Here is a 14,045-nt window from a genome sequence, read left to right as displayed (position 1 = left end):
ACCTCCTCCAAAAAATAGTGTGCCAAGCGGGATGAACAACCCCACCCTCCGCGCACACGTCACCACCCAGCACGGAAAAGCCGGCCGCGCGCCGCGTCGGGTGGACGGTGGCGCGCGGCCGGCTCGGTGCTGCGGAGCAGCGGTTCCGGCGGGGGAGCGGGCGTCAGGGCTGGCCGACGGCCGCCTGCTCGGCCTTGCGCGCGGCACCGGTCTCGGTGCGCGCGCCGTCGGTGGAGAGGTCGCCACCGGTCGACTCGAGGTGCGCGCGGACGAACCAGTGGAACAGCTCGAGGTCGTGCAGGTGCCCGATGAGCAGGTCGTTCGTCACGTCGTCGAGCTCCTCGGTCGCGGTCGCGGCCTCGCGGTGCGCCGTGATGACCCCGACGTACACCTCGTCGAGGGCCCCCAGGTGGGCGATGGTCGAGGCGCGGCCGAGCGAGTAGTCCTCCCAGCTCCGCTCGGCGACCAGGGCGCCGGGCGTGCCCTTCGGGGAGACGCCCAGCGTCGCGATGCGCTCCGCGACGGCGTCGACCATCGCGCGGACGGCGTCGACCTGCGGGTCGATCATCTCGTGCACCGCGATGAAGTGCGGTCCGACGACGTTCCAGTGGATGTGCTTGAGCGTGAGCTGGAGGTCGTTGAGCGCGTGCAGGCGCTCCTGGAGGATCCCGGCGACCTTCGCCCCTTCCTCGGGGGTGAGCGACGGGACGGTGTACTTCGGCAGGTCGGAGCGAGCGGCCATGGGTGCCTCCTCGGGTCGGGTGCGGTCGCCGCCGTGGTGGCGGGACGGCGTCGGGCGCCGTCCCGCCATCGTCGGGCGGTCCCCGGCCGCTCGCAGCGCGAGGTCAGTCCCGTGGCGTGACGAGCAGCACGAGGCCCAGCACGGCGATCCCGCCGAGGGCGGTGGCGACCGCCGACGAGACGTCTCCGGCGGTGATCGCCTGGACCCCGAGCGCGACCGGGAGGAGCGCTGCCTGCAGCACGACGACCCGACGGAGGTCGGGCACGACGGCGCGCAGCTCCGCGCGCGCCCCGGGTGGCAGGTGGTCCGACCACCAGGCCGTGCGTAGGACGAGGTGGCCGAGGGGGAGGAGCGCGAGCACGACGGGGTCGAAGGGCGCGCTCCCCTCCATGAGCAGGACGAGCCCGCCGAGGAGCACGAGGAGGTGGGGCACCGGCGGTGCGGGCAGGTAGGCGACGACGGTACCGAGGCAGAGCCCGGCACCCCAGACGAACGACGGCGCGAGACCGGTCGTCTGGAGCGCGGCGCCGGCGAGGGCCGTGGCGAGGACGAGGAGGACGACGCGCAGGCTCCACCCGGGGAAGGTGCGCCCGGTCTCGACCTGGAGACGAGGGCGCGGGCCGGCGGTGACGACCTCACGTCGGGCAGGCCGCCTCATCGCGTGCCCCCGGTCGGGCTCGGGCGGCCGGGTCCTTGCCGCTCGAGCCGTCGCGCTGCGAGCTCGAACGTCTCGCGAGCGCCGTCGGCGCCGCGCGTGCCGTCGTACCACCGTGCGACGACGACCCCGCGCTCGCGCAGGTCGTGCATGCGGTCCGCGCGCTCGTGGCGGGTGACGGCCCAGGCGGTCGCGACGTGGTCGTCGACCTCGGCGAGGGAGACGGGCGGGAGGACGTCGACGACGACGACCACGTGCCCGGTGTCGTGCCACTGGCGGGCGAGGCGGGGCGCCTCGTCGTCGAGCAGGGTCGAGAAGAGGTAGACGGCGGCGCCGGCGGGGACCTGGGGCGGTCGGTGCCGGGCAGAGGGGTCGCCGTCAGGCCGGGCGAGGGCGAGGCCGTGGAGGATGCGGCGCAGGTGGCGTCGTCCGCCGCCGGGTCGGACGGGTCGGGCGAGACGGCCGAGGTCGTCGAGGGCGACGCGGTCGCCCTCGGCGAGGACGGCCTGGGCGACGGAGGCTGCGGCGTGACGGGCGAGGTCGAGGGAGGTGGCCTCGTCGGGGCGCTGGGCGCCGACGCCGCTCCAGGTGGCGAGGTCCGGGGCGACCTCGTCGCGGGAGTCGACGACGAGGACGACGGTCGCCTCGGCGGTGCCGAAGGTGCGGCGGACGTAGAGGGTGTCGAGCGTGGGAGAGCGGCGGGCGGTGGCGCGCCAGTCGATGCGGCGGAGCCGGTCGCCGGGGCGGAAGGCGTCGACGTCCCGCAGCTCGGTGCCGTCGCCGGGGCGCCGGGAGGTGTGGGGTCCGGAGAGTCCGCGCAGGCGGGAGGCGAGGGGGAGGTGTCCGAGCGGGGTCGGGCGGGGCAGGACGAGGCGGCGCGGTCCGCGGGCGACGCGAGGGACCTGCTCCTCGACGCCGTCGGGCCCGTAGGCGGCGTAGTCGACACGGAGGGTGTCGGTGACGCCGGTGCGTGCGGAGGGCGCGTGCCAGGTGAGTTCCCGGGGGCCGTGGGTCGCGTCGACGAGGCGTTCGGTGACGAGGCCGCCGGGGGCGACGGCGCGCAGTCGCAGCAGCTCGACGCCGGGCGGGACGTCGGCGACGCTGCGGGCGGCGAGGGTCCCGGCCGGGGCGTCGGTGTCGAGGACGACGCGCACGGTGACGGGTCCGTGGGGGCGGTGGGTCCAGCCCCAGACGGCGCCGAGCAGGGGTGCGAGCCCGAGGAGGGCGACGTCGGGACGGCGGAAGAGGACGCCGAGGGCGAGGAGGGTGGTGCCGAGCAGGACGCCGGCGGCGAGGTGGACGGTGGTGCGCCAGCGGGGCGCGTCGGTGTCGCGGTCCGCCGTGGGGGTGCTCATCCGCGAGCGCCGACGGTGGCGGGTCCGGGGACGGTCCGGAGGATGCCGGCGACGACGGTCTCGGGCCGCAGGTCGGCGGCCCACGCCCCGGGGGTGAGGGTGAGGCGGTGGGCGAGCACGGGGACGGCGACGCGCTTGACGTCCTCGGGCAGGACGACGTCGCGCCCGTCGAGGACGGCGACGCCGCGGGCGAGGAGGGCGAGGTTCTGGGACCCGCGGGGGGACGCGCCGACCTCGAGGTCGCGGTGGGTGCGGGTGGCGGCGGCGAGGTCGACGCAGTACGCGACGACGTCGGGGTGGACGTCGACCTGCTCGACGGCGGACTGCATGGCGAGGACGGTCTCGCGGTCGACGACCTGGCGGACGACGGGGTCGTCGTGGCGGCGGGCGATGCGGCGGGTGAGGACCTCGCGCTCCTCGTCGCGCCCGGGGTATCCGACGGAGAGGCGCACCATGAAGCGGTCGAGCTGTGCCTCGGGGAGCGGGTAGGTGCCCTCGTGCTCGACGGGGTTGGACGTCGCGACGACGTGGAAGGGGCGGGGCAGCACGTGGGTGGTGCCCTCGACGGTGACCTGGCGCTCGGCCATGGACTCGAGCAGGGCGGACTGCGTCTTGGGGGCGGTGCGGTTGATCTCGTCGGCGAGCAGCAGCCCGGTGAAGACGGGTCCGGGCCGGAACTCGAAGGTCCGGGCCGCGGGGTCGTACACGGAGGACCCGGTGACGTCCGAGGGCAGGAGGTCGGGGGTGCACTGGAGGCGGGTGAAGTCGAGGCCGAGCGCGCGGGCGAGGCTGCGGGCGGCGAGGGTCTTGCCGAGCCCGGGGACGTCCTCGAACAGCACGTGCCCGCCGGCGAGGACGGTGGCGAGCGCGAGGGTGAGGGGTTCGCGGGCGCCGACGACGGCGGTCGCGACCTCGTCGAGGACGGCGCGGCCGTGCGCGGCGACGGCGGGCACGTCGAGGGTCGCGGGCTGCGCGGTGGTGCGGGCGGCGGGGTCGGCGGTCATCGGGGTGTCCCTCCGTCGGGGCGGTCCGGGGTGTCGTGGCTGGTGGTCGGGTCGAGCCGGTCGAGCGCCGCGAGCCAGGCGTCGAGCTCGGCGGGCGTGGGGAGGCGCCCGTCGGTGACGAGGTCGCCGACGGTGCGCGCGACGCGGGGACCGAGGAGCCGTGCCACCTCGGTCGCGGCACCGGGGTCGGCGAGGTCGTCGGTCCCGGCGTGGGCGAGACGACGCTCGGTGAGGCGGCGCACCCGGCGGGCGGCGGTGACCGTGACGCGCCCGTCGCGGCCCAGGACCGACCACCCGAGGTCGGACACGTCGCGCCGGTTGCCGTCGCGCCGCACGTCGGGGATCCGCGGCCACACGGTGTCCCCGGCGTACCCGGTGCGGTGCCACAGCAGCACGCCCGCGATGCCGAGGGTCGTGAGCATGAGGGCGTGCGCGGGCGAGGACCCGAGCAGCACGAGGACCACGCCGAGCCCGACGGTGACGACGGCCGCGCGCAGGGAGCGCCGGTCCGCCGGGCGCAGGCGGTCCCAGCGCTCGCGCGCCCTCACGGCCGGGCCCCGTCGTGGAGCGGTCGGTCGTGGAGCGCGGGGGTCAGGTCCTGGGTGCCGGCGACCCGCGTCGCGAGGTCGGCCGCGACGCGGGCGAGCGCCGCGCGAGCGGCCTCCAGGTCGCGCTCGCCGAGCGGCGTCTCACCGAACCGGGCCCGGTGGTACAGGCCGCGCAGCGTCGCGACCGCGTGCGGGTCGACCCGGGTGCCGGCCAGGACCGCGGTCGTGAACTCCGTCGGGGTCTGGGCGGGGTCGCGCCGGGTTCCCGCCCGCTCCGCGGCGTGCTCGAGCGCGACCCACGCGGCGACGACGGCGTCGTGCGGGTCCGCGTCGGGCGCGCGCAGGTCGTCGTGCGCCCGCTCGACCGCCTCCCGCAGCTCCGGCACGACCGGGTCCTCGGCCGCGTGGACGGAGACGTCGCCGGTCGCCGCGACGAGGAGCTCTCGTCGGCGTCGCCGCACGAGGAGTGCCGGGAGGTACCGGCGCGCGAGCACGACGAGGACCACGAGCACCACCGCGCCCAGGAACCAGAGCAGGTACGTGTCGAACGACATGCCCCCGGCGTCGGCCAGGTTCCGGAGGTCGTCCGGGCCGGTGTCCGCGTCGCGGATCGTGGCGGTCTCCGGGGGCGGCGCGACCGGGTCATGCGCGACGTCGTCGAACCAGGCCGGCGCGTCCCAGCCCCACGGCGCGCCGACGGCCGCGGCGAGCACCGCCGCGAGCGCCAGCGCGGCGACGGCGGCGAAACGTGCCGGCCCGGGCCGGCGGTGGTTCTCCCCCTGCGGTGCGGTCATGCGGGCCGGAGCGACTCGGCGTGGACGCCGGCGACGGCCGCGGCGACGAACGCGGCGGGGTCGGCGTCGAGGCCGCGGCCCATGGTGGACAGCCGGACGGGGACGTCGTGGAGCGCGTCGAGGATCTCCGGGCCGGCGGGGACGGAGACGAGGTGGTGGCGCCCGGCGGGGGCGGCGAGCGTCGCGACCTGCTGGGCGACACGACGGGTGAGGTCGGCTCCCCACCCGGGGAGCGCCTCGACGTCGGGAGTGGGGACGGGCACGGGGACGTCGCTCGGGGTGAGGGCGACGCGTCCGTAGGTGGTGAGGGAGTGGTGGGAGACGCCGAGGTGGCGGTCGCGGGCGTCGGCGCCGGAGACGCGCAGGGAGGCGACGGGGCGGCCGCGGAGGGCGGCGACGGCGTTGAGGGCCTCGCCGGCGGCGACGCCGGAGAAGCCCCAGCGGGTGCCGGTGCCGAGGTTGCCGGGTCCCTGGGCGACGACGACGAGGTCGGCGCCGGTGACGTGGCGGGCGGCGAGGAGGCCGGTGTGCACGGTGACGGCCTCGAGGTCGCCGCCGAACGCCTGCCCGACGGTGAGGCAGGTGTCGATCCAGCCGGTGTCGCGGAGGGTGGCGACGGTGCGGGAGAACGCGGCGGGGAGGGCGCCGCCGTCGGTCATGACGTAGGCGACGCGGGGGACGGGGCGGCCCGCGAGCGCCGCGGCGTGCCGGGCGCCGGCGACGACGGCGGGCAGGGCGGAGTGGAGGTCGGCGACGACGACGGGGGTGCCGTCGAGGTCGTCGGCGTCGCGGAGGGTGTCGTGGTGGGGGGACTCCTGCTCGTCGACGCCGAGGACGAGGGCCTGGAGCGGGGTGTAGCGGGCCTTGACGAGGTGGCCGGGTCCGGGTGCGGGGTCGGGCGGGAGGGGGGTGCCGGGCTGGGCGGGGCCGACGACGAGGGCGTACCCGCCGGTGCCGAGGCCGCGCGCGAGGGCGGAGACGTTGAGGAGCACGTGGTCGCCGGGCTCGGGGGTGCCGACGAGCTGGGTGTAGGCGAGGGCGCGCACGGTCGCGTCGGGGTCGTCGTCGCGCCCGGGCAGGGGGGTGTGGAGCCGCACGTGCAGCTCCTGGGCGCCGGTCCAGGTCTTCGCGTGCGACACCACGGTCGCGGTCCGCCACGTGATCACGCGGCACACCCTATCGACCGACTAGCGTTGTGCTCGATGTCCGAGCCCACGCCCCCCTCGTCCGTGCCCGACCCTGCGCCGTCGTCGTCGGGGTCGTCGCCGACGAACCCGGCCGCGCGCCTGCTGAACCTGGTGATCGCGCTGGTGAACACGAACGCGTCGATGACGAAGCAGCAGATCCGTGTCAGCGTGGCGGGGTACGGCGACGCCCCGTCCCCGGACGCGTTCGAACGGATGTTCGAGCGCGACAAGGACACGCTGCGCGACCTGGGGATCCCGATCGTCACGGTGGACGCGGGCGGGCACGCGGACGAGGTGGGGTACCGGATCGACCAGGACGCGTACGCGCTGCCCGCGGTGGACCTCACACCGGCCGAGCTCGGGGTGCTGGCGCTGGCGACGCAGTTCTGGCAGGACAAGACGCTGCGCACGGACATCTCGCGGGCGCTGACGAAGCTGCGGGCGGCGGGCGCGGGGGAGACCGCGATGGACGTCGTCGCGGGTCTGGCGCCGCAGGTGCGGCCGGTGGGCGACGCGTACGCGACGCTCATGGACGCGATCTCGGCCCGGCGGGCGGTGTCGTTCACGTACCGGGCGGCGAGCACGGGCGAGGTGCGGGCGCGACGCGCGCAGCCGTGGCGGATCGCGGCGCGGCGCGGCGGCTGGTACCTGGTGGGGTTCGACCTGGACCGGGCGGCGCCGCGGTCGTACCGGCTGAGCCGGGTCGAGGGCCGGGTGCGGGCGACGGGCCCGCGCGACGCGTTCGAGGTGCCGACCGACGTGGACGTGGACGCGGCGCTGGGCACGCGCGACGCGGGCGGGGTGGCGCGCCTGGCGGTGGTGCCGGAGCGCGCGGGCGCGCTGCGGGCGCGCGGCACGGTCGTGGGGTCGGTGCCGGACGCGCGGGCGGGCGACGGCGCGGGCCGCGACGTGCTGGAGGTGGCGTACGACGTCCGGTACGCGCTGGCGGACGAGGTCGTGGGGTACGGGGACGCGGTGCTGGTGCTCGGGCCGCCGGACCTGCGGGCGGCGGTCGTGCGGCGGCTGCGGGACGCGGCGGCGCTGGGTTCGTCGTCGGGACCCGTGCCGGGCTCGGAGCAGGGCGAGGGGACGACGGAGGTGGCGGGGCGTGGCTGAGCGCGCGGACGACCGGCTGGTGCGCCTGCTGGGCATCGTCGCGTACCTGGACGGGGCGGGGCCGGTGCCGGTGGGCGAGCTCGCCCGGCACTTCGGCGTGAGCGAGCGCCAGGTCCTGGACGACGTCGACGCCCTGTGGGTGTCGGGCACCCCCGGGTACTGGCCGGACGACCTCATCGACTTCGACGCCGACTCGATCGAGCGCGGCGTCGTGCGGCTCACCGAGGCGCGCGGCATGACCCGGCCCCTGCGGCTGGGCACGCGCGAGGCCGTGGCGCTCATCGCGGCGCTGCGGGCCATGCGGGAGACGGCGGCGGTGCAGGCCGACCCGGAGCGCGCGGGCGTCGTGGAGTCGGTGCTGCGCAAGCTCACCGACGCGACCGGCGAGGCCGCGGCGGCGCTCGACGTGCAGCTCGCGCCCGAGGGCGACCCGCGCGTCGTCGCGGCCATCACGAGCGCGCTCGTCGCGAGCCACCGGTTGCGCATCCGGTACGTGACGGCCGCCGACGAGGAGTCCGAGCGCGAGGTCGACCCCGTGTCCCTGCACACGCAGGACCAGCACGCGTACCTGCTCGCGTGGTGCCACCGCGCCCGCGGGCGCCGCACCTTCCGCGTCGACCGCATCCTCGCCGCCACCGAGCTCGACCAGGCCGTCGAGGGGCACGACGTCGACCCCGACGTGGACTTCACCCCCACCGGCGACGCGCCGCTCGCGACGATCACGTTCGCCAGCCCTGCGCGCGCCGTCGCGGAGCAGGTCCCCGTCGAGTCCGTGCGCAACCTGCCCGACGGCGCGTTCGAGGTGCGCCTGCGCGTCACCAACCCGGTGTGGCTGCGCCAGCTCCTCACCGAGCGGGCGCGGCACGTCCTCGCCGTCGAGCCGGCGTCGGTCGCGCGCGACGTGCGCGAGGCCGCGAGCGCCGCCCTGTCCGCGTACGCGGACCTGCCCGGCGACACCGACGGCGGGTCGGCCGACCCGTCCGGCGACCGGGCCGCTGGCTAGGGTGGGCGGCATGTGGTTCTGGGTCTGGACGCTGCTCGTCGTGGGCACGCTCGTCGGCGCGATCTTCCTCGCGCGGCACCTGTGGCGCTCCGTGAAGGGGCTGGGGCGCGAGCTGTCGCGCGCCTCGCAGGTCGCGGCGGACATGAGCGCGCGGGCGGACGAGCTCTCCCGTGCCCTGGAGGAGGCGCAGCCGTCGACCGCGCCGACGCTGTTCGACGACCCGGTCGTGCTGCAGGAGCGCGTGGACCTGCTGCGTGCCGAGCGGGCGGAGCGGCGCGTGCAGCGGCGGCGGCGCGACGAGCAGGTCTGGTCCCGCTGGCGCCGGTTCAACGCGTAGGGTTCACCGCGTAGACTCGCTCGCGTAGCGCCGTTCGCCTCGAGGAGGAGTTAGCCCATGGGCATGCTCAAGCCCTGGCACATCATCGTGCTGGTCGTCGTCATCCTGCTCCTGTTCGGTGCGCGCCGGCTCCCGGACCTGGCCAAGAGCGTCGGGCAGTCGCTGAAGATCTTCAAGAGCGAGGTCAAGGACCTGCGCGAGGACGACACCACGCCGCCCGCGGCGGGTGGCGCCGGCACGACGTCCGCGTCGACCGGCACCTCCTCGCCGACCGTGACCGGAGGGACGACGTCGCCCGAACCGGGCGACACCTCGAAGGGATAGTCGGTGTCACGTACTTCCCGTGACCCCGAGGGGCGGATGCCGCTCCGCGAGCACCTCCTGGAGCTGCGCAAGAGACTCTTCCTCGCCGCGTGCGGCCTCGTGGTCGGCGCGATCGTCGGGTGGTTCCTCTACGAGCCGCTGCTCGAGGCCCTCCAGGCGCCGCTGCTCAAGGCGGCGGAGGAGCAGGGCAAGGTCATCAGCCTGAACTTCTCGGGCCTGGCCTCCGCGCTCGACATGAAGGTCAAGGTCTCCCTCTTCCTCGGTGTCATCGTCACGTGCCCGTGGTGGCTGTACCAGCTGTGGGCGTTCATCACCCCGGGTCTGACGACCCGGGAGAAGCGGTACGCGTTCGCGTTCCTCGGCGCGTCGGTGCCGCTGTTCCTCGGCGGCGCGTTCCTCGCGTGGTGGGTCCTGCCGCACGCGGTCGACATCCTCGCCGGGTTCGTGCCCGACGGCGCGACCAACCTGGCCGACGCGCAGGGCTACCTGAGCTTCGTCATGCGCCTCGTGCTGGCGTTCGGGCTCGCGTTCGTGATGCCCGTGGTGCTCGTCGCGCTCAACGCGGCCGGGATCATGCGGGCGTCCGCGATGGCCAAGGGCTGGCGGTGGGCCGTGCTCGTCGCGTTCGTGTTCGCGGCCGTCATGACCCCCACCCCGGACGCGCTGACGATGATCTTCGTCGCCCTGCCGATCTGCGGCCTGTACTTCGCGGCGCTCGGCATCAGCTACCTCCACGACCGGCGCGTCGACAAGCTCGACGCCGCACGGCTCGCCCTGTGAGCGCCACGCCCCGGCCGCGCCCCCGTGGGCGCGGGGGCCGCGCGTGAGCACGGTCGCCCTCGTCGTCAACCCGACGGCGGGGCGCGGCCGCGGCCGCGCGGCCGGGGGACGCACCGCCGACGCGCTGCGCGCCGCCGGGCACGCCGTCGTCGACCTCAGCGCCCCGAGCCTGCCCCTCGCGCAGGAGTCCGCCGACGCCGCCGTGCGCGGCCCGGGCGGCGACGACGCGGGTGCGCGGCCCGGGGTGGACGCGCTCGTCGTCGTCGGCGGGGACGGCATGGTGCACCTCGGCGTCAACGCGACCGCCGGGACCGGCGTCCCGCTCGGCATCGTCGCGGTCGGGACGGGCAACGACTTCGCGCACGGCCTCGGGCTGCCCACGACCCGCGCGGACCGGTGCGTGGACGCCCTCCTCGCGGCCCTCGGGACCGCCGCGAGCGCCGCCGCGTCCGTGCGTGCCGTCGACGCCGCGCGCGTCACGGGCGAGCACCTGCCCGCCCCGCGCTGGTACGCGGGCGTGCTGTCCGCGGGGATCGACGCGGCCGTCAACGCGCACGCGAACGCGGCCACCTGGCCGCGCGGCCGGTCGCGGTACGCGCGCTCGGCCCTCACGGAGATCACGCGCTACCGCCCCTACGGGTACCGGGTCACGCTGCGCGGCGTGCCCGCGGACGACGAGCTGCCCGACCTGCTCGCCGGGGCGCCCCTCCTGCGCGACGGCGCCGCCGTCGGGACGAGCCCCGACGGCCTCGACGCGCAGGGCGGGCGGACCGTGGTGTGGGAGTCCCCGGGCGCGCTCGTGTCGGTCGCGAACGGGCCGCGCATCGGCGGCGGCATCCGGATCGCACCGGGCGCGGCGCTCGACGACGGCCTGCTCGACGTCGTCGTCGCCGGCCCGTTCGGGCGCTGGGGCGCGACGCGCATCTTCCCCGGCATGTACGCGGGACGGCACCTGGCGAACCCCGGGGTGGGGACGCTGCGCGCGACGTCGGTGACGGTCGCGGCGACCGAGGCGGGCGCGACCCCGCCGCACGCGTTCGCCGACGGGGAGCACCTGGGTCCCCTGCCGCTGCGGGTCGACGTGGTCCCGGGCGCGCTGCACGTCCTGGAGGTCGGTGCCGGACCGTAGGCTGGCACCATGACGGCCGCTGAATCGCCCGCCGCCCGTTACGCCGCGTCCCGGGCCCGCCAGGCGGCGTCCCGCACCCGGCTCGCGGAGTTCCGGCAGGTCCTCGACTTCCCCCTCGACGACTTCCAGGAGCGTGCGTGCGAGGCGCTGGAGGAGGGCCGCGGAGTGCTCGTGGCGGCCCCCACGGGCGCGGGCAAGACGGTCGTGGGCGAGTTCGCCGTCCACCTGGCACTCGCGGGCGGGCGCAAGGCGTTCTACACCACCCCGATCAAGGCGCTGTCGAACCAGAAGTACGGCGACCTCGTGCGCCGCTACGGCGCCGACTCCGTCGGCCTGCTCACGGGCGACACGACGATCAACGGGGAGGCGCCCGTCGTCGTCATGACGACCGAGGTGCTGCGCAACATGCTGTACGCGGGCTCGCGCACGCTCGACGGCCTCGCGTTCGTCGTCATGGACGAGGTGCACTACCTCGCCGACCGGTTCCGCGGGCCGGTGTGGGAGGAGGTCATCATCCACCTGCCGGACGACGTCCAGCTCGTGTCCCTGTCCGCGACCGTGTCGAACGCGGAGGAGTTCGGCGACTGGCTGGAGATGGTGCGCGGCGACACGACCGTCGTCGTCAGCGAGCGCCGGCCCGTGCCGCTGTGGCAGCACGTCCTCGTCGCGTCGGCGAACCCGGCGACCGGGGTCGCGCACGCGGGCGGCGCTCGGGCGCTCGGCGCGGACCTGCTCGACCTGTACGCCGGGCACGTGGACCCGACGGACCCGGGCGTGAACCCGCCCATCAACCCGGACCTGCTGGCCGCGTTCCGCGCGGCCCCGCGCACGGGCGCGTCGGGGCCGGGCGGGCGGCGCGGCCCGGGCGACCGCGGGTACCGGGGGCGGGGCGGGCGGCGTCCCGGCCCCGACCGGTCCGGGCTCGGTGCGCGCCGCACCCCGGCGCGGTTCGCCGTCGTGGACGCCCTGGACGCGGACGGGCTGCTGCCCGCGATCTACTTCATCTTCTCCCGCGCGGGGTGCGAGGGTGCCGTGCAGCAGTGCCTGGCCGCGGGGCTGCGCCTCACCTCGCCCGCGGAGGAGGCGGAGATCCGGCGGGTCGCGGAGGAGCGCACCGAGACGATCCCCGCCGAGGACCTGGACGTGCTCGGGTACTGGACGTGGACCGAGTCGCTCGCGCGCGGGATCGCGGCGCACCACGCGGGGATGCTGCCCGTGTTCAAGGAGACCGTCGAGGAGCTGTTCAGCCGCGGCCTGGTCAAGGTCGTGTTCGCGACCGAGACGCTCGCGCTCGGCATCAACATGCCCGCCCGGTCCGTCGCGCTGGAGAAGCTCGTCAAGTGGGACGGCACCGCGCACGTCGACGTGACCCCCGGCGAGTACACCCAGCTCACCGGGCGCGCGGGGCGGCGCGGCATCGACGTCGAGGGGCACGCGGTCGTCGTCGACCACGCAGGCCTGGACCCCGTGCACCTCGCGGGACTGGCGTCCAAGCGCCTGTACCCGCTGCGCTCCAGCTTCCGGCCCACGTACAACATGGCGGTCAACCTCGTCGCGCAGGTCGGGCGGGACCGGGCGCGCGAGGTGCTGGAGACGTCGTTCGCCCAGTTCCAGGCCGACCGCGGCGTCGTCGGGCTCGCGAAGCAGGCGCAGGCGCACGCCGAGGCGCTCGACGGGTACGCGCAGGCCATGACGTGCGACCGCGGCGACTTCGCCCAGTACGCGGCGCTGCGGCGGCGCATCGCCGCGCGCGAGGGCGACCTGTCGCGCGCCGCGAGCCGGTCGCGCCGCGTGGAGGTCGTGGCCGCGTTCGAGCGGCTGCGCCCCGGGGACGTCGTCGAGGTGCCGTCCGGGCGGCGCGCGGGCTACGTCGTCGTGCTCGACCCGGGGGAGCGGGCCGGTTTCGACGGCCCGCGCCCCACCGTGCTCACGCAGGACCGGCAGGTGAAGAAGCTCACCGTGGCCGACGCGCCCGGCGGCATCCGCACCGTGGGACGCGTCCGCATCCCCAAGACGTTCAACCCGCGCGTGCCCGCGCAGCGGCGCGACCTTGCCTCCACGCTGCGCAACGCCCTCGGGGCGCTCGACGAGCCCGGCGCCCGCCCTGGGCGCACCGCCCGCTCCCGGTCCGCCGCCGCGGACGACGCCGAGCTCTCCCGCCTGCGCGCGCAGCTGCGCGCCCACCCGTGCCACGACTGCCCCGACCGCGAGGACCACGCGCGCTGGGCCGAGCGGTGGGCCCGGCTCAAGAAGGAGCACGACCAGCTCGTGCGCCGCGTCGAGGGCCGCACCGGGTCCATCGCGCGCGTGTTCGACCGCATCTGCGACGTCCTGCTCACCCTCGGCTACCTCGCCCCGGGCGACGCCGCGGACGACCCGGTCGCCCCGCTGGAGGACGCCCTGGACGCGGAGGAGCCTGCGGGCGACGCGTACCCCGACGCCGACGGTGATCGTGACGGTGACCGCGCAGGACGGACCGGGCTGCGCGTCACCCCCGACGGGCAGTGGCTGCGGCGCCTGTACGCCGAGAACGACCTGCTGCTCGCCGAGTGCCTGCGCCGCGGCGTGTGGGAGGACCTCGACGCCCCCGCCCTGGCGGCGGTCGTGTCCACGTGCGTGTACGCGGGGCGGCGCGAGGACCACGGCGAGCCCGACGTGCCCGGCGGCCCCCACGGGAAGCTCGCCCGCGCGCTCGAGGCGACCACGCGCGTGTGGTCCGAGGTGGACGACCTGGAGGAGGCGCACGACATCGACGCGACCGGCGCCCTCGACGAGGGCCTCGTCACGGCCGTGCACCGCTGGGCCGTGGGCCGCAGCCTCGACGCCGTGCTGCGCGGCTCGGAGATCGCGGCCGGCGACTTCGTGCGCTGGTGCAAGCAGGTGATCGACGTCCTCGACCAGGTCGCGACCGCCGCGCCCACGCCCGGCGTGCGCCGCACCGCGCACCAGGCGATCGAGAAGCTGCGGCGCGGCGTCGTCGCGTACTCGAGCGTCTGAGCCCGACCGAGCGGGTACCCCGGGGAGCCGGGACGGGTGCGTGACGTTCGCGACACCCTTCGCGACCTGCACGG

General features: G+C 76.4%; 14 protein-coding genes. 7 read left to right on the top strand and 7 right to left on the bottom strand.

Annotated elements, in window-relative coordinates:
• Nucleotides 1–163 precede the first annotated feature (163 nt).
• The 7 genes from JOE63_RS12220 to JOE63_RS12190 form a co-directional block, all read right to left on the bottom strand.
• Nucleotides 164–742, bottom strand: coding sequence for a Dps family protein (locus JOE63_RS12220; protein WP_087472073.1), 579 nt, complete (start codon nucleotides 740–742; stop codon nucleotides 164–166).
• 103 nt (nucleotides 743–845) lie between these two features.
• Nucleotides 846–1,400, bottom strand: coding sequence for a hypothetical protein (locus JOE63_RS12215; protein WP_204541647.1), 555 nt, complete (start codon nucleotides 1,398–1,400; stop codon nucleotides 846–848).
• Nucleotides 1,397–2,752 carry a DUF58 domain-containing protein gene (locus JOE63_RS12210; RefSeq protein WP_204541644.1) on the bottom strand — a complete coding sequence of 452 codons (1,356 nt, stop codon included), beginning with the start codon at nucleotides 2,750–2,752 and terminating at the stop codon, nucleotides 1,397–1,399. Before JOE63_RS12210 ends, JOE63_RS12215 begins: the two co-directional genes overlap by 4 nt.
• On the bottom strand, nucleotides 2,749–3,756 hold the full coding sequence (locus tag JOE63_RS12205; protein ID WP_204541641.1) for an AAA family ATPase: 1,008 nt from the start codon (nucleotides 3,754–3,756) through the stop codon (nucleotides 2,749–2,751). The genes JOE63_RS12210 and JOE63_RS12205 overlap by 4 nt, the downstream gene beginning before the upstream one ends.
• Nucleotides 3,753–4,304 (bottom strand): hypothetical protein, encoded by a 552-nt coding sequence (locus JOE63_RS12200; protein ID WP_204541638.1) that lies wholly within the window; start codon nucleotides 4,302–4,304, stop codon nucleotides 3,753–3,755. The genes JOE63_RS12205 and JOE63_RS12200 overlap by 4 nt, the downstream gene beginning before the upstream one ends.
• Complete coding sequence (locus JOE63_RS12195; protein ID WP_204541634.1) at nucleotides 4,301–5,098, bottom strand: DUF4129 domain-containing protein; 798 nt, start codon at nucleotides 5,096–5,098, stop codon at nucleotides 4,301–4,303. Before JOE63_RS12195 ends, JOE63_RS12200 begins: the two co-directional genes overlap by 4 nt.
• Nucleotides 5,095–6,264, bottom strand: a complete 1,170-nt coding sequence (locus JOE63_RS12190; protein ID WP_204541632.1) for a DUF3866 family protein — start codon at nucleotides 6,262–6,264, stop codon at nucleotides 5,095–5,097. The genes JOE63_RS12195 and JOE63_RS12190 overlap by 4 nt, the downstream gene beginning before the upstream one ends.
• A gap of 36 nt (nucleotides 6,265–6,300) precedes the next feature.
• Here JOE63_RS12190 and JOE63_RS12185 point away from each other — a divergent pair, with 36 nt between their 5' ends.
• Genes JOE63_RS12185 through JOE63_RS12155 form a run of 7 tightly spaced genes read left to right on the top strand, consistent with a single transcriptional unit; the run spans nucleotide 6,301 to nucleotide 13,971 of the window.
• On the top strand, nucleotides 6,301–7,401 hold the full coding sequence (locus JOE63_RS12185; RefSeq protein ID WP_204541630.1) for a helix-turn-helix transcriptional regulator: 1,101 nt from the start codon (nucleotides 6,301–6,303) through the stop codon (nucleotides 7,399–7,401).
• Nucleotides 7,394–8,404, top strand: a complete 1,011-nt coding sequence (locus tag JOE63_RS12180) for a helix-turn-helix transcriptional regulator (RefSeq protein WP_087472065.1) — start codon at nucleotides 7,394–7,396, stop codon at nucleotides 8,402–8,404. Before JOE63_RS12185 ends, JOE63_RS12180 begins: the two co-directional genes overlap by 8 nt.
• A gap of 10 nt (nucleotides 8,405–8,414) precedes the next feature.
• Complete coding sequence (locus JOE63_RS12175; protein ID WP_204541627.1) at nucleotides 8,415–8,741, top strand: hypothetical protein; 327 nt, start codon at nucleotides 8,415–8,417, stop codon at nucleotides 8,739–8,741.
• 57 nt (nucleotides 8,742–8,798) lie between these two features.
• Complete coding sequence (tatA, locus tag JOE63_RS12170; RefSeq protein WP_087472064.1) at nucleotides 8,799–9,065, top strand: Sec-independent protein translocase subunit TatA; 267 nt, start codon at nucleotides 8,799–8,801, stop codon at nucleotides 9,063–9,065.
• Between the two features lie 36 nt (nucleotides 9,066–9,101).
• Nucleotides 9,102–9,845 (top strand): twin-arginine translocase subunit TatC, encoded by a 744-nt coding sequence (gene tatC, locus JOE63_RS12165; RefSeq protein ID WP_087472063.1) that lies wholly within the window; start codon nucleotides 9,102–9,104, stop codon nucleotides 9,843–9,845.
• 43 nt (nucleotides 9,846–9,888) lie between these two features.
• On the top strand, nucleotides 9,889–10,974 hold the full coding sequence (locus JOE63_RS12160) for a diacylglycerol/lipid kinase family protein (protein ID WP_204541624.1): 1,086 nt from the start codon (nucleotides 9,889–9,891) through the stop codon (nucleotides 10,972–10,974).
• Between the two features lie 9 nt (nucleotides 10,975–10,983).
• A complete protein-coding gene (locus JOE63_RS12155; RefSeq protein WP_204541621.1) occupies nucleotides 10,984–13,971 on the top strand; it encodes a DEAD/DEAH box helicase in 2,988 nt (995 codons plus the stop codon).
• The last annotated feature ends 74 nt before the right edge of the window (nucleotides 13,972–14,045 follow it).

This window comes from Cellulosimicrobium cellulans, assembly GCF_016907755.1.
Lineage (GTDB): Bacteria > Actinomycetota > Actinomycetes > Actinomycetales > Cellulomonadaceae > Cellulosimicrobium > Cellulosimicrobium cellulans_D.
The sequence above is the reverse complement of the archived record's forward strand: the minus strand, read 5'-3'. Positions and strand labels throughout refer to the sequence as shown.

Bases quoted from the DNA above. Each gene is read 5' to 3' on its own strand.
- JOE63_RS12220 (WP_087472073.1), bottom strand. From the start codon at position 742: ATGGCCGCTCGCTCCGACCTGCCGAAGTACACCGTCCCGTCGCTCACC.
- tatA (WP_087472064.1), top strand. From the start codon at position 8,799: ATGGGCATGCTCAAGCCCTGGCACATCATCGTGCTGGTCGTCGTCATC.
- JOE63_RS12195 (WP_204541634.1), bottom strand. From the start codon at position 5,098: ATGACCGCACCGCAGGGGGAGAACCACCGCCGGCCCGGGCCGGCACGT.
- JOE63_RS12155 (WP_204541621.1), top strand. From the start codon at position 10,984: ATGACGGCCGCTGAATCGCCCGCCGCCCGTTACGCCGCGTCCCGGGCC.
- JOE63_RS12210 (WP_204541644.1), bottom strand. From the start codon at position 2,752: ATGAGCACCCCCACGGCGGACCGCGACACCGACGCGCCCCGCTGGCGC.
- JOE63_RS12175 (WP_204541627.1), top strand. From the start codon at position 8,415: ATGTGGTTCTGGGTCTGGACGCTGCTCGTCGTGGGCACGCTCGTCGGC.
- JOE63_RS12185 (WP_204541630.1), top strand. From the start codon at position 6,301: ATGTCCGAGCCCACGCCCCCCTCGTCCGTGCCCGACCCTGCGCCGTCG.
- tatC (WP_087472063.1), top strand. From the start codon at position 9,102: ATGCCGCTCCGCGAGCACCTCCTGGAGCTGCGCAAGAGACTCTTCCTC.
- JOE63_RS12215 (WP_204541647.1), bottom strand. From the start codon at position 1,400: ATGAGGCGGCCTGCCCGACGTGAGGTCGTCACCGCCGGCCCGCGCCCT.
- JOE63_RS12205 (WP_204541641.1), bottom strand. From the start codon at position 3,756: ATGACCGCCGACCCCGCCGCCCGCACCACCGCGCAGCCCGCGACCCTC.